Raw genomic sequence first — 20,377 nt, 5'->3', positions numbered from 1 at the left:
ACATAGAAAAACCTCTCCATGCCGGAGAGATTTTTCTAAAATCATTAAAGCATTTCTTTTACTTTACGAACAACGTTCTCTACAGTAAATCCATACTCTTCCATAATCTTCTCACCAGGAGCAGAAGCACCGAATGTATCGATACCTAACACATCTCCTTCAAGACCTACGTAACGGTGCCATCCGAATGTAGCACCCATTTCGATTGCGAAACGTTTTGTTACTGCTTTTGGTAATACAGATTCTTTGTACTCAGCAGTTTGAGCTTCAAAGCGATCCATAGATGGCATGCTGACAACAGATGCGTCAACACCGTCTACTGCTAATGCTTTTTGAGCCTCAACAGCTAGACTTACTTCTGATCCAGTTGCAAGTAAGATTACATCAGCTGTTTCTTTCTTGCTTGCAGAAACTACATATGCACCTTTTGCTACTTTTTCATACGTATCGTCTTTTGCACCTTCTAATGTTGGAAGATCTTGACGAGTTAATACTAAAGCAGTTGGTTTGTTTGTAGATTCTAGAGCTAGTCTCCAAGCCGCAACAGACTCGTTACCGTCAGCTGGACGAATAACAGATACATTTGGCATTGCACGTAGCGCCGCTAATTGCTCGATTGGTTCATGTGTTGGACCATCTTCACCAACAGCGATACTGTCGTGTGTGAATACATACGTTACCGGCAATTGCATTAATGCTGCAAGACGAATTGCTGGACGTAAGTAGTCAGAGAATACGAAGAACGTACCACCGTAAGTTTTTAAACCACCATGTAGTGCAATACCGTTCATTGCTGCACCCATTGCGAACTCACGTACACCGTACCAAATGTTCTTACCGCTGTAATCATCTCTTGTAAAGTCTTTTTCGTTATTCATGTATGTTTTGTTAGAACCAGCAAGGTCAGCTGATCCACCGAAGAATGATGGTACAGATTCTGCAATTGCATTAATTACAGCACCAGAAGAATTACGAGTTGCTGCTTTTGATCCTAATTCATAAGTTGGTAAGTTTTGCTCCCAACCTTCTGGAAGTTGACCGTTCATTGCTGCTTGGAATTCGTTTGCTAATTCTGGGTATGCTTGTGCATATTCACCTAGCATCGTGTTCCACTCTGCTTGCGCAGTTTCACCAACATCTTGTACTGTTTTACGGAAGTTGTCGTATACTTCTTCTGCTACGTGGAAGTCTTGCTCAGCAGTCCAAGCATATGCTTCTTTCGTTAATTTTGTTTCTTCTACACCTAGTGGAGAACCATGTGAAGCTGATTTTCCTGATTTGTTTGGAGAACCGAAACCAATTGTCGTTCTTACTTCAATTAGCGTTGGGCGTTTTTCGTCAGCTTTCGCTTCTTCGATTGCTTTTGCGATAGCTTCAATATCGTTTCCATCCTCAACACGGATTACTTGCCATCCGTATGCTTTGTAACGATCTTCTACACTTTCAGAGAATGAACGATTTAAATCGCCATCTAATGAAATATCGTTTGAATCGTAAAGCACGACAAGGCGACCTAATTGTAAATGAGCAGCTAATGAAGATGCTTCAGCAGAAACGCCTTCCATTAAATCTCCATCACCACAAATAGCGTATGTATAATGATCTACTACATTATACGCATCACGGTTATATTTAGCAGCTAAATGTCTTTCAGCCATTGCCATACCTACAGCAGTTGCAATACCTTGTCCAAGTGGACCAGTCGTTGCATCTACACCAGCTGTATGACCGTACTCAGGATGTCCTGGAGTTTTGCTTCCCCATTGACGGAAGTTCTTTAAGTCATCCATTGTTACATCATAACCAGATAGGTGAAGTAGGCTGTATAATAACATTGAACCATGACCTGCAGATAATACGAAACGATCACGGTTAAACCACGTTGGGTTATTTGGATTGTGTTTCATAAATTGAGTCCATAATGTATAAGCCATTGGTGCTGCACCCATTGGCATTCCTGGGTGACCAGAGTTTGCTTTTTCAATCGCATCGATGGATAATGTGCGAATCGTGTTGATAGAAAGTTGTTCGATTGAATGTGACATGCTATTCTTCCCTTCGCTTATATTAGTAAACGTTTTATACATTTATATGATAGCTTCCCACGCAAGATTATACAACATGTATCGACAAATATGTTGATGTTTTTTTGATTTTTTATAAAAAAATCAATGTTTCCGGGAATGTATAGGCATTCAATATGACATACTTTTTCATTATTTTTATTTTAAAAAGAAAGGGAATTATCTGTATATTTATACAGATATACAAAATTCTTCTATACTAACTTTTTTAGCCCACCTTTAAAAATACAAAAAAGCATCTAAATTCGATGCTTTTCAAATCAGTTAAACAATCCGTTTCCGAATCGAACTTGAAATAAAATCAATGATAATAACCATTAAAATGATGCCTAATAAAATAATTCCTACACGAGACCAATTGCGTGAACTCAGCGCAAAAATTAGAGGTGTGCCAATTCCCCCTGCTCCAATAACACCTAAAATGGCAGCAGATCGCACATTAATTTCGAACCTGTATAACGTATAGGATAGAAAATCTGGTAATACTTGTGGCAATACTGCATACCAAAGTATTTGAAATCGATTCGCACCTGTTGCTACTAGCGCTTCCTTCGGTCCTTTATCTATATTTTCAATTCCTTCTGAATATAATTTTCCTAACATTCCAATAGAGTGTAACCCTAAAGCTAGAACGCCGGCAAAAGAACCTGGTCCAACAGCTTTTATAAATAAAAGAGCCATAACTAATTCAGGAAATGTACGGACAAAACTAAGTACAAATTTCCCAGTTCCCGAAGTTAATTTTCCACTACTCATATTCGTCGCCGCCCAAAAAGCGAATGGAACAGATAAAAAGGCAGAAATAAATGTACCCAATATCGCAATTGCCAACGTATCAATTAAACCATGTAATAAATCTTCACCATCTGGCAAAGATACATACGCCCAATCTGGATTCAATACACCTGTCATAATTGCTTTTGTAATTTCTCCTGCCGTATCCTTAATTCCTTCTAGCGGTACTCCTGAAAAAGCCCATACGTAAACAAATGTAAGTGCTATAAAAATAAACAAGCGATACACACTCGGTTTCTTCGGTTTTGGTACGATTATCGTCGTTTTACTCATTATAATTTCTCCCGCAACAATGTACTTACATAATCAATTAACAATACAACAACAAGGGTATAGATAATAATAGATGCAGTTTGCTGATATTGTAAAAATCCAAGTGTACGATCATAGTATAATCCAATACCACCTGCTCCTACTAAACCTAACACAGCTGCTGCACGTACGTTCACCTCAAATGTATACAGAACATAAGAGACAAAATGCGCTTTCACTTGCGGAATTACTCCATAAACAATCCATTGCACTTTACTTGCTCCTACTGCTGTCATCGCCTCTAAAGGACCTGGATCAATTGATTCAATTGACTCATACAACAATTTCGCCACGAGCCCAATCGAGAAAAAAGTAAGAGCCAGAATACCTGGAAGTGGCCCGATTCCAAAAATCGCCACGAAAATTGCCGCTAATAATAAATCTGGTATCGTTCGGATAAAATTTAATATCATTCGAGCTGGACTGTATAAAAATGTACTAGTAAATACATTACTTGCCGCAAATAGTGCCAGTGGAATAGCTAAAATCGCACCTAAAGTCGTCCCAATAATCGCCATACGTATTGTATCTAACATCGCTGTTGTAATAACTTGAAAATAACTCCAATCTGGCGGCACCATCTCTTTTAACAAATCCATCATATTAGGAAAACCAACTACTAGTTTTGACAATGATGCATCGACCTGTACACTACTTCCCCACAACAGTAAAATGACTAGAACAGCCGTTAACATATGTTTCAACTTACTCGGTGGCTTCGGTATCGATTTCGAATATATCGTCACGTCATTCATTTAACTGCCACCTCTAACAATTCACTTTTCTGTACTACGTCACCATAAATTTCAGCAAACTTTTCATCCGTTGCCTCTTCTACTAAGCCATCAAAAACAATTTCTCCTGCATGTAATCCAATAATGCGCGTCGCATATTGCCTAGCTAAATCAATAGAATGTAAGTTTACAATTGTTGTAATTCCAAAATCTTCATTAATTTTCTTCAAATCATCTAATACTTGCTTTGTTGTTAGCGGATCTAACGATGCAACAGGTTCATCTGCCAATATGATTTTTGCTTCTTGCGCCAACGCTCTAGCAATCGATACACGTTGCTGTTGTCCTCCTGATAATTCATCAGCACGCGCATATGCTTTTTCTAAAATATTTACTCTTTTTAACGATTGAAAAGCAAGCTCCAAATCTTCTTTCGGAAATAGACCTAACGTTGTACGCAACGTCGAATGATACCCAACACGGCCAGCTAATACGTTCTTTAATACTGTTGATCGCTTTACAAGGTTAAAACTTTGAAAAATCATACCAATATCCCGGCGCATGCGGCGTAATCCTTTCCCTTTCGCAGCCGTAATAGACTCACCTTCAATCATGATTTCTCCTTCTGTAATCTCATGAAGACGATTTACCGATCTTAGAAGTGTAGACTTTCCAGCTCCGGAAAGCCCTACCATTACAACAAACTCACCTTTTTGAATTTTCAAGTTTATATTATTCAATCCTTTTGTACCATTTGGATACACTTTGGAAACATTTCGAAACTCTATCACACATCTTACCTACCTTCTATGTATTCAAAACGGCAAACTAACTGAAAACATACCTTTCCAGCTAGTTGCCATTTCCATATGTATTATTGCGTTTTTACTTTCTTTCCATATTCACGAACGATATCAAATTTACTATCATCAGATTTAACATATCCTTCATGTGAATATACTTCTTTAATGATTTTGTGACCTTCCTCATTCTTTCCAATTTCAATGAAAGCATCCTGTAATTTCTTGCTCCACTCTTCATCTAAATCAGAGCGTACCGAAATCGTATCGTTTGGAATTTTCTCCGTAAATTTCACTATTTTCGTTTGATCGAATATATTCGGATAATCTTTTTTTACAATATTACGAGCATCTTGGAATACAACAGCTGCATCTACATCACCATTTAAAAGAGCAATAAGCGACTGATCGTGACCTTTTAATGTAACAGGTTTCACATCTTTTAACGGATCAACGCCCTCTTTTAATAGTACAGCCGCAGGCCACACATATCCCGCTGATGACGTTACATCTTGATAGCCAATTTTTTTACCTTTTAAATCTTTTACACTATTAATATTTGAATCTTTCTTAACAACAAACTCAGATTTATAAAAGTCTACTAAGTCCTTTGTAGGAGCTCCCGTTTCATCATCTACGCCAAAACGTTGCGCTTGTAAAATTACGTTTGCTGCCTTTTTCTCATGTGCTAACACATACGCTGTTGGGGGTAAAAATCCTACATCTACTTGCTTAGATGCCATCGCTTCTACAATTGTATTATAATTCGTTGAAATACTAACTTTTACTGGAATATTTAACTTATCACTTAATAGCTTCTCAAGTGGTTTTGCCTTCGCCTCTAACGTATCTGCATTTTGAGAAGGAACAAATTGAACATTTAAAGTCTTCGGTACATACCCTTTTTTCGTATCTTCATTTTTACTTGCGCTTGATTCCTTCGTTCCACAGCCACTTAACAAACCCGCTGCTAATACAACTGTTGTGCTCATTGCAAAAACTTTTTTCAACATGTTAATGCCTCCATTTTTCATTGTTATAAAATAACCTTTCATAAACATGAAGAAATATATCACACATTTTTACAAATAATTGATTATTTACAGAATCTTTACACATTCTATACACTCACATTAAAATTCTCTCCATATATTTGATATGCTTAATCAGTAGATAATAATAGAAAAGGTGAATGATATTGAATCAAAATCAAATTGTAACTTTAAACATCCTATTAACAAGTGATATACATGGTACTGTTTATCCAATTCACTACCAAGATAACTCTCCAGCAGAAATTGGTTTAGCTAAGATTTCTACTCTTATAAAAAAAGAACGGTCCCAAAATAAAAACGTTCTTTTAATTGATAACGGTGACTTCATACAAGGAACACCATTTACTTACCATTACGCTACATACGAAAAAGATAAGAAAAACCCAATGTCATTAATAGCAAACTATTTACGTTATGATGCTGCAGTGATTGGGAATCATGAATTTAATTATGGAATGGATGTATTAAACAATGCTATTTCTACTGCAAACTCCCCATATTTATCAGCAAATATTTTAGACAAAAGCAGTAAAAAACCTTATTTTGGGAAACCATATATAATAAAACATATTGAAGCAAATATAAAAATTGCTATTTTAGGGGTGACAACGCATTATATTCCAAATTGGGAACAACCCCATCACATTAAAGACTTGCAATTTGAAGATGCGTTAGAAACAACAAAAAATTGGGTTTCTTACATTCACGAACATGAGAAACCAGATTTACTAGTCGTAGCGTATCATGGGGGATTTGAACGCGATTTACAAACTGGAGAACCGACTGAAGTTTTAACAGGCGAAAACCAAGGGTATGCTATGTGTCATGAAATTGAGGGCATAGATATTTTATTAACAGGCCATCAGCACCGAGAAATGGCTCAAACAGTGGGTAATGATGTAACAATTTTACAGACTGGATGTAATGGACATTCAGTTGGAAAAGTAACTGTAACATTTGAAAAAATGAAACAAGAGTGGGTAAAAAAAGAGAGTCATTCAGAACTATTGACTGTGCAAGAAATCGAGGCAGATCCAGATGTTCTTTACTTGGTAACCGATTATGAAGAGAAAACACAAAAATGGCTTGATCAACCTATTGGAACCATCCACGGTGACATGCAAATTTCAGATGCTATGCAAACTCGTTTGAAAGACCATCCTTTTATTGAATTCATAAATAAAATACAGATGGATATAGCTAATGTTTCTATTTCTTGTACAAGCTTATTCCATAATACATCTCCAGGTTTTCCGACATATGTAACAATGCGTGACATCGTTTCTAATTATATTTATCCAAATACATTAAAAGTAATTAGAATAACTGGAGCTGATATAAAAGATGCTCTCGAACTCTCTGCTTCTTATTTCACATTAAAAGAAGATGGAACCATCATCGTAAACCCTAGCTACATAGAACCAAAACCGCAACACTATAATTACGATATGTGGGAAGGAATTTCGTACGTATTAAACATTTCCAAACCAATTGGCGAAAGAGTAGAATCTTTACAGCATAAAGGCACTCCTCTTAATATGAGTGAAGAATATGACGTCGTTATGAATAATTATCGCGCGAGCGGCGGAGGGAACTTCTTTATGTTTCAAAATAAGCCCGTAATAAAAGATATACCAACAAATATGTCTGAACTTATCGCTAACTATATATTGAAGCATAAAAAGATAGAAGCAACAGTCAATAACAACTGGAAAGTTATTAACTAACGATTATAATAAATAAAAAAGATGGGCTTCGCCCATCTTTTAGTTTAATTTTGCATTATCTTGCTTTTTTAAAGCTTTTAATTTCGCCGGTGTAACATCAGTACCTTGTTCGTTAACGACTTTAATTCCTTTTAGTTCGTTTAACATATTTTGACGAAATCCTTTTAAATATTGTTCACGTAGCGATTGACGCTCACGTTGTTCTTCTTCAGTTAAACCTTCAGCTTTTGCTTTTTTCGCTAAGAAGTTAATGCGTTCAACGAGTTCGTGACTAAGCATCTCGAATCCCCCTTCTACTCAAAACTGATTATTATCATACAATAGTTACTCTTCTTTATCAAGCAATTGCTTTGTATACTCTACATATCTACGATGTACCGTCGCTTTTGAAACATTATGGCCAAAGCCACGTAGTGTTGCTGCAATTTCTTCGAAAGTAAGTTCACTCTTACGCAAACGTACAATTTCCTCAATTGGCACTTCTTTCTTCTCTCGTCCTACACTTAAATGACGATTCTTTAAATTATTTTCTGGACGATAGCCTTTTTCTACTGCTCGTTGCATACCACGTTTAATTTTTAAATTATGAATCTTTCTTTGATACTCTTCAACAATACCAATAATATCTAATACCATTGAATCAGAATCCGACAATTGCAATTCACCATTATGTGTATGCGTATATACTTTTATTCCTTCTTTATGTAAACAGTGCATTAACGCAATCTTTGCATTCCCCCTACCAAGGCGCGTTTCATCTTGTATAAGTAGCACATCAATTTGTTCGTCTCGAATTGTATCTAGCACTTCTAATATGCCGTCACGTTCAATTGTATAGCCACTAGCCTGCTCTTCAATCACCTTAGTAACATTCATTTGATAGCGCTCCGCTAAATGCAATAATTCATCTTTTTGACGTAATAATGATGTTTCTTGCGCTTCTTTTGTTGTACTCACACGCGCATAAATAATTGCATTCATTATGAACCCCTCTTTCTCACTATAATTTCCCTTTAGTGTAACATAAATTCGCCTTTTGTTCGAACTTATGTTTGTAGAATGTTTTTTCACATGTTATACTTATTAATAAGAAAAATGAAAGAAAACGAGGTGTTAGAAAACATGGAAAAGTTAACGAAACGCCAGCAAGACATTCTCGACTTTATTAAGCTAAAAGTACAAGAAAAAGGATATCCACCTTCCGTACGTGAAATTGGTCAAGCAGTCGGCCTCGCTTCTAGTTCTACAGTGCACGGACATTTATCAAGATTAGAAGAAAAAGGATACATTCGACGCGATCCAACAAAACCACGCGCAATTGAAATTTTAGGTGAAGACCGAATGGATACAGAAACACAATCTGTTATTCAAGTTCCAATTGTAGGGAAAGTTACTGCTGGATTACCAATTACAGCAGTCGAAAGCGTTGAGGAACACTTCCCTCTTCCAGCTAGCATTGTCGCAGGAGCAGATCAAGTGTTTATGTTACGTATTTCTGGAGATAGTATGATTGAAGCTGGTATTTTCGATGGAGATTTAGTTGTTGTTCGCCAACAACAGTCTGCATATAATGGTGAAATTGTAGTCGCTTTAACAGAAGATAATGAAGCAACTGTGAAACGTTTCTATAAAGAAAAAGACCATTTCCGTCTACAACCGGAAAACTCTTCATTAGAACCTATCATTTTAAAGCAAGTGTCAGTTATCGGTAAAGTAATTGGCGTATATCGTGATTTACATTAAGAATATAAAAGAAGATAATTACCTTATTTATACGGTAATTATCTTCTTTTTTTGTATTTTGATAGATTTTCACACATTCTATTTCTTATGAACGCGTTTCAATCGTCACATCGCCCGCAGCTGTTTTACCGCTAATCTTTTTACTCCCATTACCAATCGTTACGTCTTTATTTTCTTCATTAAAAATTGTTACATCCCCGGCAGCACTTTGCCCAGTAATTACCGCATCTTTTGGTTTTTCCGATAAAGTAATATTTATATCTCCCGCAGTTGAACTTGCTTCTAGATTGTACTTAGAATCATGATCTAGAATATTTATTTCCCCACTGGTCGTTTTTGCAGTCACTTTCCCTATTACTTTTTTAAAGTTTACTTCACCAGCTTTTGTAGATCCCTCCACATTCTTAGCCGTTACATGTTTCAAATCCACTTCTCCAGTAAGTGTTCTAGCACTTACACGGTCACTTTTCACATCACTTATTTCAATTTGTCCAGCAGATGAATTTACTTTTACATCTTGGTAAGAGCGTTCAGGCACAAGGAGAGTCAATGTAGACGTTTGAAACCTAAAATCGTAAAAAGAAAAATCAAATGAAGCATCTTTTTCTCTTTCACCAATGATTTTTAATGTGTCACCATCTTCAGTAATACGAATCTCTTGTTTACGCGCATCTCCTGATTGCTTTACATAAAAAGAAGCGTCAGGAGATTTTTGGACAACAATATCCCCGACATCTAACTTAACTTCTATATTTTTTAGTGTTTCATTTTTAATTTTATCTTCTTTGTTTCCTTCTTCTGCAGCTTGCACTGCTTTTTCATATGTTTGTGAAATCCCAATTACTCCAATAATGATACAAGCGATTGCTACTAACAATATTTTTTTCATCATCTACTCCCCTTTTATCATTTTGAAGTTCCATATTACATAACGTACGCAAAGCTTTTTAAACCACTTCGTACTATAATAAGCGATTATACATAACAACAAACCTACTCCAACAAAAGTTACACTAACGAATAAATCTAACCATATAAAAGTACCCATAAATACTTTTCCAATTACGAAAAATGGTGTCACTACACTAGCAATCCCACCGACCCAAAAAGAAAATATAAAAGCAATAATTGCAACTAACGGGCCTAACACAATAATGAAATTAAACAAACTAAGTCCAATCGCCGCCATGACAGCTCTTGTCACATTTGAAGTTGATGGATCTTTTTTCATTTCATCGAAACGATACATCGCAAGCAATTCTTTTGCAATTACTTTCGGAGAACCAAGCCCCTTTATTATTTCCGATTCAGTTTTCTCCTCTTCTATCCCAAACTGAAAATGCTCTTCATAATCAAATAAAATATCTTTTCTCTCTTCGTCCGGTAACTTTCTAAGGTGACTTGATAATTCCTTAAGAAACTGTTCTTTACTCATCCCATTCCACCCCTTCAATAATTTCTTGTACACCTTTCGCAAAATCACGCCACTCTGTTACTAACAAATTCAGTTGCGTTTCCCCTTGCTCAGTTAGTTGATAATATTTGCGAGGTGGTCCTTCCGTAGATTCTTTTAAATACGTTTGAAAATATCCTTCCTTCGTTAAACGGCGTAATAAAGGATATACTGACCCTTCCGATATTAAAAATTTATTTGAGATTTGCTGAACAAGTTCATAACCGTAACAATCCTTACGTTTCACAAGTGCCAGTACACACAGTTCTAACACACCTTTTTTAAACTGAACGTTCAAGTGCAATCCGCCTTTCTCATTTCAGTACTGTTCAATACACGGTACCTTCCTTATCCATAATATACCACTTAGTACTATTTATTGCAAGGTACTATATTTTTAAACACTCGAACTTCAGTGTTAAACATATCCCATACCGAACACAACATATCATACAATTTTTTAAACCCATAGATATTACGCATGTTACTTTTACTTATCCACCCTTTTGGAACACAAAGTAATTCGAATTTCACCACGTTACATTAAAGATATGGAATAGAAATTCAAATACCGTCATATTTTTTCAGGCATCTATTCAATTCATTTCAACTAACACCTATATTGTCGACAAATAAAAAAGCCCTGATACCGTAGTATCAGGGCTTCCTCACCTCTTAGTATAGAGACATATATTGATCGCGTTCCCATTGGTGAACTTGCGTGCGGAAAATATCCCACTCAATTTCCTTCGCTTCGATGAAGTGCTCAAGTAAGTGATCTCCTAATGCGTTACTAATTACTTCATTAGATTGTAATGTAACTAAAGCTTGCGCTAATGTTGCCGGTAAATCAACGATACCTGCTTCTTCGCGCTCTTCTTTTGTCATTACGTAGATGTTACGATCTACTGCAGCTGGTGGAGTTAATTTGTTTTTAATTCCATCAAGACCTGCTGCTAATAATGTTGCCATTACTAAATATGGGTTTGCAGCTGGGTCAACACTACGTACTTCTACGCGTGTGCTAATACCACGAGATGCAGGGATACGTACTAATGGACTACGGTTTTGTGCAGACCACGCTACATAACAAGGAGCTTCGTATCCAGGTACTAAACGCTTGTAAGAGTTTACAGTTGGGTTTGCTACCGCTGTAAATGCTGGTGCGTGTTTTAAAATACCTGCGATGAAGTGACGAGCGTCATCACTTAATTGTAAGTCACCGTTTTGATCATAGAATACGTTCTCACCATTTTTGAATAGTGATAAGTTACAGTGCATACCTGAACCGTTCACACCGTATAATGGTTTTGGCATAAATGTTGCGTGTAAACCGTGTTTACGAGCAATTGTTTTTACAACAAGTTTGAATGTTTGAATGTCATCACATGAACGAATTGCATTTGCATATTTGAAGTCAATTTCGTGCTGCCCTGGAGCAACTTCATGGTGAGACGCTTCAATTTCAAAGCCCATTTCTTCAAGTTCAAGAACGATATCACGACGACAGTTTTCCCCTAGATCCATCGGCGCAAGGTCGAAGTATCCACCGTTATCGTTTAATTCTAATGTTGGATTTCCTTTTTCATCTACTTTGAATAGGAAGAATTCCGGCTCTGGTCCAAGATTGAAATCTGAGAATCCTAAAGCTTCCATTTCTTTTAATACACGTTTTAAATTGTTACGTGGATCCCCTTCAAATGGAGTGCCATCTGCATTGTAAATATCACAGATTAATCGAGCTACTTTACCTTTTTCAGCTGTCCAAGGGAAAATCACCCAAGTATCTAAGTCTGGATATAAGTACATATCAGATTCTTCAATACGTACGAAACCTTCAATAGAAGATCCATCAAACATCATTTTGTTATCAAGAGCTTTTGTTAATTGGCTCACTGGAATTTCTACGTTTTTAATTACTCCTAAAAGGTCCGTAAATTGTAAACGGATATACTTTACATTCTCTTCTTTCGCCAAACGGAAAATATCTTCTTTTGTGTACCTAGCCATTATAAATTCCTCCTTAGTCCCTCTAAACACCTTCAGAATCAGTTCTCTTTAGTGAAAAAACCTTGAAATATCACCTTGTCGCAATGAAGTTCGATTAAATCTACCTGTATGTTGTAGTTCGTCTCGAAGTATTTTGCGAAGCTCAGTTTTTGAAATTTCTTTCGTTTCTTCTTTTACTTTCACTGCTTCTGTTTGATTTTCTTTCATTAGTAACACTTGTTTAATACCAGCCATATTCAAGCCTTGATCTAATAAATCTTTAATCTCTAACAACTTATCTACATCGTTAAATGAAAATAATCTACGATTCCCCTTTGTACGGGTTGGAGAAATAAGATTATGCTCTTCATAGTAGCGAATTTGACGTGCAGATAATTGTGTTAAATCCATAACAATACCAATAGGAAACAGCGGGGCAGAACGTCTATCTTCTTTCATTGCTTCAGTTCCTCCTTCGCCTTAACTGCTTCTCATTTTATACCATGTTATGTTTGATGTCAATAGGTGTTAGCTTTTCTTACATGATTTTTTATAAATTTTTTCATTCTTTTTTCTAATGAAATAAATCATTCCTTTCACACGAAAAAAAGCTGTCAAAATTGACAGCTTCCCTTTAAGAAATTGTTAATAATTCTTTTTCAATTAATGCATCAATTGCAGAACAAATCGCAATCTTCACATGCGAATAAGTTAGCCCACCTTGTACGTAAGCAACATAAGGCGGACGAATTGGACCATCAGCCGACAATTCAATACTTGCACCTTGAATAAACGTTCCCGCAGCCATAATTACATCATCTTCATACCCCGGCATATAGTTGGCATATGGAGTGAAATGAGAGTTAATCGGAGATGCATATTGAATTGCTTGGCAGAATGCAATCATGCGATCTTTGTCATCAAATTGAACAGATTGAATTAAATCCGTTCTTGGTGCATTCCACGCTGGTGATGTATTCATTCCTAACTTTTCTAAAAATGCAGCTGTAAAAATCGCACCTTTTAGCGCTTGTCCTGCTACATGCGGCGCTAAGAAGAAACCTTGATACATTTCTTGCAGACTGTATAAAGATGCCCCTGCTTCCGCACCGATTCCTGGAGATGTTAAACGATATGCACACGCTTCAACATACTGTTCTTTACCGACAATGTAACCACCAGTTTTAACAATTCCCCCACCCGGGTTTTTAATAAGCGAACCTGCCATTAAATCTGCACCAACATGACATGGCTCTTGCTCTTCAATAAACTCGCCATAACAGTTATCTACAAACACGACAACATCCGATTTAATTTCCTTCACAAACGCTATCATCTCTTTAATTTGAGAAATAGTAAACGACGGACGAGTAGCATAACCTTTTGAACGCTGAATTCCAATCATCTTCGTATTACTATGAATGGCAGCTGCAACAGCTCTAAAATCAACTAGCCCCTCTTCAGTAAGCGGAACTGCATTATAACCAATATTATATTCTTTGAATGATCCTACACCTTTTCCACGTACACCAACAATTTCTTCTAATGTATCATACGGCTTACCCGTGATGTACAACAACTCATCTCCTGGACGTAAAATACCGAATAGCGCTGTTGAAATTGCGTGAGTACCTGAAATGATTTGCGGACGAACAAGACCAGCTTCCGCTCCAAATACATCGGCATACACTTTTTCTAACGTATCACGACCAATATCATCATAACCGTAACCTGTCGTCGGAATAAAATGTGAATCACTAATTTTATGTTTACGGAAACTTTCTAACACACGAAACTGATTACTTTCAATTACTTCATCCGCACGTTTATGTACTTCTGTAATTTGACTCTCTACTTCTTTTACGATTGGAGCAATTTTTTCTCCATTTTTCAAACGATCAAACATTTTTATTTTCTCCTTCTTCCACTAAAAATCTCTTTAATTGTACATTAAGCGATGAATGAGCAAAAATATACCCCGCGCAATCATATACAAATTTATCTTCCAAAAACTCCATTTTTGTTAATAGCGTCTCTGTCTTTAATAGAGTTAATAACTTGCCTTCACTCGGAGGAATTTCCACTTGATAACGATTCATTTCTTTCTTCATTTTCGTTTCTATCGCTTCTTTTATATGTAATAGATCATTTTCTTCAAAAGCACTAGTCATTAAGAAGTCACTTTTCGGAAACGGAATAAAGTTTTGATGTAATTCATCTTTTTTATTATATAACGTAATAATAGGAATATGATTGATTTCAAGTTCTGACAATAATTGTTTTACTGTTTTCTCATGCCCTACATAATTCGGATCTGCAGAATCCACAACATGTAAAATAACATCCGCTTCACCAGCTTCTTCTAATGTCGAGCGGAATGCAGCAATTAATGATGTAGGTAAATCTTGTATAAAACCAACCGTATCAGTTAGTAATACTGTATAACCAGAAGGTAACGGCATCTTCCTTGTTGTCGGGTCTAGCGTTGCAAACAACAAGTTCTCTTCAAATGTATCGGCTTCCGTTAATCTATTAAACAACGTAGATTTCCCTGCATTTGTATATCCTATTAACGAAACTTGAAATACTTTATTATCTTTTCTTCTCTCACGATATCTTTTCCGATGTTCTACAACAACTGCAAGTTGTTTCTTTATTTCATCAATCCGTGATCGGATATGACGACGATCCGTCTCAAGTTTCGTTTCACCCGGCCCTCTCGTTCCAATACCACCACCAAGACGTGATAAAGACAATCCTTGCCCCATAAGACGTGGCATTGTATATTGCAACTGAGCTAATTCAACTTGAAGCTTCCCTTCTCTCGACTTCGCACGTTGCGCAAAAATATCTAATATGAGTTGCGTTCGATCAATTACCCTCGCATCTAATACTGAGGATAAATTCCGAATTTGACTCGGTGTTAATTCGTTATTAAATACGATAACATCCGGTTCTAATTCTTCAGTTAACATTGCAAGCTCTTCTAATTTACCTTTACCTATATAAGTCGCCGGATGAAACTTCGGTCGTTTTTGCGTTGTAGACACTAACAATTCTGCTCGTGCAGTTTTCGCTAATGATGCAAGTTCTTTCATGGAATGCATAAATTTTTCATCATCATCTTGCGGCAATTGACAGCCCACTAATATGACTTTCTCTTTTTCTTCCATCAAATATGTTCACTCATCCTTTTCGAAATTTAAACCTTCTAATATAATAGCAGAGGAAGCACATTTCATCTAGTTAGCGGGGGAGAAAATTCATGGCATGGGAGATTTTTAGCATCATAGGCACAATTGCTTTCGCATTAAGCGGGGCTATTGTTGCAATGGAAGAGGATTATGATATTTTCGGGGTGTATATTCTAGGAATGGCAACCGCATTTGGGGGAGGTGCCCTTCGTAATTTATTAATCGGTTATCCGATTGTCGCGTTTTGGCAACAAGACATGTTATTCCAAATCGCACTTTTATCAATGACGATTATTTTTCTTTTTCCAAATAAATTAATTAGACACTGGAAAAAGTGGGAAAACATCACTGATGCTATCGGCTTATCAGCATTTGCAGTACAAGGGGCATTATACGCTCAAAAATTAAATTTACCAATTAGTGCTACAATCGTAGCAGCCGTTTTAACTGGCATTGGAGGCGGTATTATCCGCGATCTTTTAGCCCGTAGAAAACCTCTCGTTCTTCGAGCTGATGTATATGCTTTTTGGACGATTCTGGCAGGTTTCTTAATTGGCGCTCAAATTATTGTTAGCGATTGGGCTCTATACACCTTATTCATTTTAATTGTTTGCTTCCGCATGGTTTCTATTCATTACAAATGGCATTTACCGCATAGACGCATAGACACAAACGAACGTTCAATGCATAAATAGCAATCCAACCTCTTTACAAATCGTAAAGGGGTTTTTCTTTTCTAATGAGTTTTTCTTTACAGAATGTTTATACTAATCCTCAAAGCGAGGTGAATACAAATGACAAACCATGTGAATAAAGGGGCTCAAAAAAGCTCAGTAGGTCAAATTGGACACGACCCTAATTCCGCACACGAAAAAAGTGCTAAAATGGAACGATTCCATAAATCTTATCAAGAAAAAGCAAAAAAGTAATAGAAGCACTTATACAGAAAAACAGACGCACAGTTTACGTACTGTGCGTCTCCTCTTCAAGCATCAAATCACTGCTTGATATTCCAATCAAATCATATTTATCATATGCATCCTCTTGTAACAACCGCATAGCTTGTGTACGAATCGATTTTTCAACAATATTCCGGACATATCGTCCATTACTAAAGGATGTAATTTGCGATGAGTACTTTACAGCATGTAAATGATCTCTAAATTTCCATTCAGCCTCTTTCGATAACTGATATTCACGTTCTTCATACATCCTCTTCCCTATTTCTAACAACTGATTTACTGAGTAGTCCGCAAACTCAATTATAAATGGAAAACGAGATTGCAGTCCTGGATTCAATGAAAGAAAGTGATTCATCTCTCTTGAATATCCAGCTAAAATCAATACAAAACCGTGTTGTTTATCTTCCATATGTTTTACGAGCGTATCAATTGCTTCTTTTCCAAAATCTTTTTCTCCCCCTCGGGCTAATGAATACGCCTCATCAATAAACAAAATTCCTCCCATTGCTTTTTTTATTAAATCTCTTGTTTTTTGAGCTGTATGACCGATGTACTCTCCTACAAGATCCGCACGTTCAGCTTCAACTAAGTGCCCTTTTGATAGAATATTCATCTCAAATAATAATTTCCCTATCATTCTAGCAACAGTTGTCTTCCCTGTACCTGGATTCCCTTTAAATAACATATGAAGTACTTGTTTCTCAGACTTCAATCCTATTTCTTGTCTTTTTTTATTCACATAAATCCAAGCATATATTTCTTTTATTATCTTTTTTATATCATCCATCCCAACGAGTTTTCCCATCTCTTCTTCAATTCTTTGCAGCATCTCATGTTTCGTAGTAGTTTCACTTGAAATTACTGTTTTATTTTCTGCAGCCGGTAAAGAAATTTTCTTTCGATGATTTAACACAATGTTAATTTGATTATTATTTTTCTTTCGCATCGATTGTTCCATACAATCACCTCATTTTATCCACTCACCAAATATTATTATTCTCGTCTCCTTTGCAAATGACTATTTTCAGAAAAGTTTGCTATAATAAAAGAAATAATGAAGGTGGTGGGACTATGGAGACAACGGAATTCCATGATACAATACAAGCCTTTTCTATTTTTTTATTGAATAAAGGCCGAAAACCTTCAACCATTAAACGTTACGTTTATGACATTGAAGATTTCGGACATTGGTTAGAAAAAAACAAAAAGCTCCCTTCCAGTAATATATGGGCTACACTTTGTACAAAAGACTACGAAGATTACTTTTCCGACTTAAAAAAGAATCGACATTACTCAGAGAAAACGATGCACCGTGTATTCATTGTATTAAATAGAATGCATCACTTTCTAAATATTCCTAACCCATTAAAGAACATGGAAATGTCTATTCAACCAGACCGCACACTCCGCAATGAAGATTTCATTTCATCTGATGAAGAAAAAAGATTAAAACATATAGTCACTTCATTAGAAGGACTTTCAGAAAAACAACGTCCTGTACGCCCTTTATTGATGGATCGTAATATCGCTATTTTAAATTTATTAATTGACTATGGATTATCCTTACAGGAACTTACAGCATTAACTATGCATCACGTCCACTTTGAAACTAACACGTTATCTATACCTGCAACCGCAGGAGTAGAAAGAACAATTACATTAACTAGCGAAGACAAAAAACAACTATATACTTATTACAAAAGTATCCCTGAACCCGTTCGTCCAAAATACCATAGTAATGACCCATTATTTGTCGCATTCGATTTTAATCGCGGAACATACAGATGGGTATACGAAAATGATGCACCAAAGGGATTAACAGAAATCGCTATCCAAAAAATGATTCGCCTTGAAGTGTCTAGAGCTAATTTACGCAAAGGAATCTCCGGGCAACACTTTCGTAACACCTATATTTTAAATTTAATCAAAAAAGAAACTCCGGAGTCAGAAATTATAAAGCTAGCTGGCTTCAAGTCAAAGATTTCACTAAAACGATATTATCAATACGCAGAAAATAGAAAAAACGCCTTATCATAAGGCGTTTTTTCTATTTTTTCTTCAAACAAACGATTTTACTATGACCATTTAACTAATTTTTGCATCTACTATGATGAGTTTCGTTCATATCCTCATGAGAAAGGAGAGATTTAATGTCTCATTATAACGACAGTCAGAACAAATTCTCCAAACCATGCTTTCCAAGTAGCGCTGGACGAATTCCAAATACTCCATCAATCCCAGTTACTAAAGCACAACTTAGAACATTCCGCGCAATCATTATCGATTTAACAAAAATAATCCCAAAACTTTTCGCAAATCCATCTCCCCAAAATATTGAAGATCTAATTGATACATTGAACCTACTAAGTAAATTTATTTGTTCACTAGATGCTACTTCCTCCCTGAAAGCACAAGGGTTAGCTATTATTAAAAACTTAATAACTATATTAAAAAATCCAACTTTCGTAGCAAGCGCTGTATTTATCGAGCTTCAAAATCTAATTAATTATTTACTATCCATTACAAAACTATTCCGAATTGACCCTTGCACACTTCAAGAGCTTCTTAAATTAATCGCAGCATTACAAACCGCTCTAGTTAATTCTGCTTCATTCATTCAAGGACCTACTGGACCTACTGGGCCAGCAGGGGCTACCGGTGCTACTGGACCTCAAGGACCTCGGGGTAATACAGGCGCCACTGGCGCTACTGGCGCTACCGGATCTCAAGGACCAGCGGGGGCTACCGGTGCTACGGGACCTCAGGGGCCTCAAGGTAATACAGGCGCTACTGGCGCTACCGGATCTCAAGGACCAGCGGGGGCTACCGGTGCTACGGGACCTCAAGGGCCTCAAGGTAATACAGGCGCTACTGGTGCTACCGGATCTCAAGGACCGGCGGGCGCTACTGGTGCTACTGGGCCTCAGGGGCCTCAAGGTAATACAGGCGCTACTGGCGCTACCGGATCTCAAGGACCGGCGGGCGCTACTGGTGCCACTGGACCTCAAGGTGTTCAAGGTAACACAGGGGCTACTGGTGCTACTGGACCTCAAGGTATTCAAGGTAACACGGGCGCTACCGGTGCTACTGGACCTCAAGGTGTTCAAGGTAACACGGGCGCTACCGGACCTCAGGGGCCTCAAGGTAACACGGGCGCTACTGGTGCCACTGGTATAGGAGTTACCGGACCTACTGGACCTTCTGGTGGGCCTCCTGGACCTACTGGGCCTCAAGGTAACACGGGCGCTACCGGCGCTACTGGACCTCAAGGTGCTCAAGGACCAGCGGGCGCTACTGGTGCCACTGGACCTCAAGGCGTTCAAGGTAACACGGGCGCTACTGGTGCCACTGGACCTCAAGGTGTTCAAGGTAACACAGGGGCTACTGGTGCCACTGGACCTCAAGGTGTTCAAGGTAACACAGGGGCTACTGGTGCCACTGGACCTCAAGGCGTTCAAGGTAACACAGGGGCTACTGGTGCCACTGGACCTCAAGGTGTTCAAGGTAACACAGGGGCTACTGGTGCCAC

General features: G+C 37.3%; 21 protein-coding genes. 6 read left to right on the top strand and 15 right to left on the bottom strand.

Annotated features, from left to right (window positions below; all coding sequences use genetic code 11):
* Nucleotides 1–44 precede the first annotated feature (44 nt).
* From tkt to PDK19_RS25375, 5 genes are all read right to left on the bottom strand, one after another.
* Complete coding sequence (gene tkt / locus PDK19_RS25395; protein WP_000019767.1) at nt 45–2,045, bottom strand: transketolase; 2,001 nt, start codon at nt 2,043–2,045, stop codon at nt 45–47.
* Nucleotides 2,046–2,348: 303 nt separating this feature from the next.
* The gene (gene phnE / locus PDK19_RS25390; protein ID WP_270708171.1) at nt 2,349–3,152 is read right to left on the bottom strand and encodes a phosphonate ABC transporter, permease protein PhnE; all 804 of its coding nucleotides are present in this window, start codon (nt 3,150–3,152) and stop codon (nt 2,349–2,351) included.
* Complete coding sequence (gene phnE, locus PDK19_RS25385) at nt 3,152–3,946, bottom strand: phosphonate ABC transporter, permease protein PhnE (RefSeq protein ID WP_001000757.1); 795 nt, start codon at nt 3,944–3,946, stop codon at nt 3,152–3,154. Before phnE (PDK19_RS25385) ends, phnE (PDK19_RS25390) begins: the two co-directional genes overlap by 1 nt.
* On the bottom strand, nt 3,943–4,716 hold the full coding sequence (phnC, locus tag PDK19_RS25380; RefSeq protein ID WP_000569254.1) for a phosphonate ABC transporter ATP-binding protein: 774 nt from the start codon (nt 4,714–4,716) through the stop codon (nt 3,943–3,945). Before phnC ends, phnE (PDK19_RS25385) begins: the two co-directional genes overlap by 4 nt.
* 83 nt (nt 4,717–4,799) lie before the next feature.
* Nucleotides 4,800–5,738 (bottom strand): phosphate/phosphite/phosphonate ABC transporter substrate-binding protein, encoded by a 939-nt coding sequence (locus tag PDK19_RS25375; protein WP_000915052.1) that lies wholly within the window; start codon nt 5,736–5,738, stop codon nt 4,800–4,802.
* Between the two features lie 185 nt (nt 5,739–5,923).
* Here PDK19_RS25375 and PDK19_RS25370 point away from each other — a divergent pair, with 185 nt between their 5' ends.
* A complete protein-coding gene (locus PDK19_RS25370) occupies nt 5,924–7,507 on the top strand; it encodes a bifunctional metallophosphatase/5'-nucleotidase (RefSeq protein WP_270708170.1) in 1,584 nt (527 codons plus the stop codon).
* A gap of 39 nt (nt 7,508–7,546) precedes the next feature.
* Here PDK19_RS25370 and PDK19_RS25365 read toward each other — a convergent pair whose 3' ends face one another.
* Both PDK19_RS25365 and PDK19_RS25360 read right to left on the bottom strand, forming a co-directional pair.
* A complete protein-coding gene (locus PDK19_RS25365) occupies nt 7,547–7,786 on the bottom strand; it encodes a DUF896 domain-containing protein (RefSeq protein ID WP_000948565.1) in 240 nt (79 codons plus the stop codon).
* 45 nt (nt 7,787–7,831) lie between these two features.
* The gene (locus tag PDK19_RS25360) at nt 7,832–8,488 is read right to left on the bottom strand and encodes a YneB family resolvase-like protein (protein WP_000991471.1); all 657 of its coding nucleotides are present in this window, start codon (nt 8,486–8,488) and stop codon (nt 7,832–7,834) included.
* Between the two features lie 141 nt (nt 8,489–8,629).
* Here PDK19_RS25360 and lexA point away from each other — a divergent pair, with 141 nt between their 5' ends.
* Nucleotides 8,630–9,250 (top strand): transcriptional repressor LexA, encoded by a 621-nt coding sequence (gene lexA, locus PDK19_RS25355; RefSeq protein ID WP_000413738.1) that lies wholly within the window; start codon nt 8,630–8,632, stop codon nt 9,248–9,250.
* Between the two features lie 85 nt (nt 9,251–9,335).
* On the opposite strand, the gene PDK19_RS25350 is transcribed toward lexA, so the two are convergent.
* The 7 genes from PDK19_RS25350 to hflX form a co-directional block, all read right to left on the bottom strand.
* Entirely contained in the window at nt 9,336–10,142 is an 807-nt protein-coding gene (locus tag PDK19_RS25350) for a DUF4097 family beta strand repeat-containing protein (protein ID WP_049111954.1), read from the bottom strand.
* On the bottom strand, nt 10,143–10,685 hold the full coding sequence (locus PDK19_RS25345) for a DUF1700 domain-containing protein (RefSeq protein ID WP_000032389.1): 543 nt from the start codon (nt 10,683–10,685) through the stop codon (nt 10,143–10,145).
* Nucleotides 10,678–11,001 (bottom strand): PadR family transcriptional regulator, encoded by a 324-nt coding sequence (locus PDK19_RS25340; protein WP_001102620.1) that lies wholly within the window; start codon nt 10,999–11,001, stop codon nt 10,678–10,680. The genes PDK19_RS25345 and PDK19_RS25340 overlap by 8 nt, the downstream gene beginning before the upstream one ends.
* 377 nt (nt 11,002–11,378) lie before the next feature.
* The gene (gene glnA, locus PDK19_RS25335) at nt 11,379–12,713 is read right to left on the bottom strand and encodes a type I glutamate--ammonia ligase (protein WP_000135330.1); all 1,335 of its coding nucleotides are present in this window, start codon (nt 12,711–12,713) and stop codon (nt 11,379–11,381) included.
* A 48-nt stretch (nt 12,714–12,761) separates the two neighbouring features.
* On the bottom strand, nt 12,762–13,151 hold the full coding sequence (gene glnR, locus PDK19_RS25330) for a transcriptional repressor GlnR (protein ID WP_000656779.1): 390 nt from the start codon (nt 13,149–13,151) through the stop codon (nt 12,762–12,764).
* Nucleotides 13,152–13,326: 175 nt separating this feature from the next.
* Nucleotides 13,327–14,598, bottom strand: a complete 1,272-nt coding sequence (locus tag PDK19_RS25325) for a methionine gamma-lyase family protein (RefSeq protein ID WP_000460299.1) — start codon at nt 14,596–14,598, stop codon at nt 13,327–13,329.
* On the bottom strand, nt 14,591–15,865 hold the full coding sequence (gene hflX, locus PDK19_RS25320) for a GTPase HflX (RefSeq protein WP_000391386.1): 1,275 nt from the start codon (nt 15,863–15,865) through the stop codon (nt 14,591–14,593). Before hflX ends, PDK19_RS25325 begins: the two co-directional genes overlap by 8 nt.
* A 92-nt stretch (nt 15,866–15,957) precedes the next feature.
* On the opposite strand from hflX, the gene PDK19_RS25315 reads away from it, so the two are divergent.
* Nucleotides 15,958–16,581, top strand: coding sequence for a trimeric intracellular cation channel family protein (locus tag PDK19_RS25315; protein WP_000312265.1), 624 nt, complete (start codon nt 15,958–15,960; stop codon nt 16,579–16,581).
* A 99-nt stretch (nt 16,582–16,680) separates the two neighbouring features.
* Nucleotides 16,681–16,815: a hypothetical protein gene (locus PDK19_RS25310; protein ID WP_000181496.1), complete on the top strand. Its 135-nt coding sequence runs from the start codon at nt 16,681–16,683 to the stop codon at nt 16,813–16,815.
* A 34-nt stretch (nt 16,816–16,849) separates the two neighbouring features.
* On the opposite strand, the gene spoVK is transcribed toward PDK19_RS25310, so the two are convergent.
* On the bottom strand, nt 16,850–17,806 hold the full coding sequence (gene spoVK, locus PDK19_RS25305) for a stage V sporulation protein K (RefSeq protein ID WP_000438184.1): 957 nt from the start codon (nt 17,804–17,806) through the stop codon (nt 16,850–16,852).
* A 113-nt stretch (nt 17,807–17,919) separates the two neighbouring features.
* On the opposite strand from spoVK, the gene PDK19_RS25300 reads away from it, so the two are divergent.
* A complete protein-coding gene (locus PDK19_RS25300; RefSeq protein ID WP_000450316.1) occupies nt 17,920–18,885 on the top strand; it encodes a tyrosine-type recombinase/integrase in 966 nt (321 codons plus the stop codon).
* 113 nt (nt 18,886–18,998) lie between these two features.
* On the top strand, nt 18,999–20,377 hold a 1,379-nt coding region (locus tag PDK19_RS25295), incomplete at its 3' end, for a collagen-like repeat preface domain-containing protein (protein ID WP_270708169.1).

The organism is Bacillus cereus group sp. BcHK124, assembly GCF_027712065.1.
Taxonomy (GTDB): Bacteria; Bacillota; Bacilli; order Bacillales; family Bacillaceae_G; genus Bacillus_A; species Bacillus_A pacificus.
This window is presented reverse-complemented; position numbering and strand designations above follow the sequence as displayed.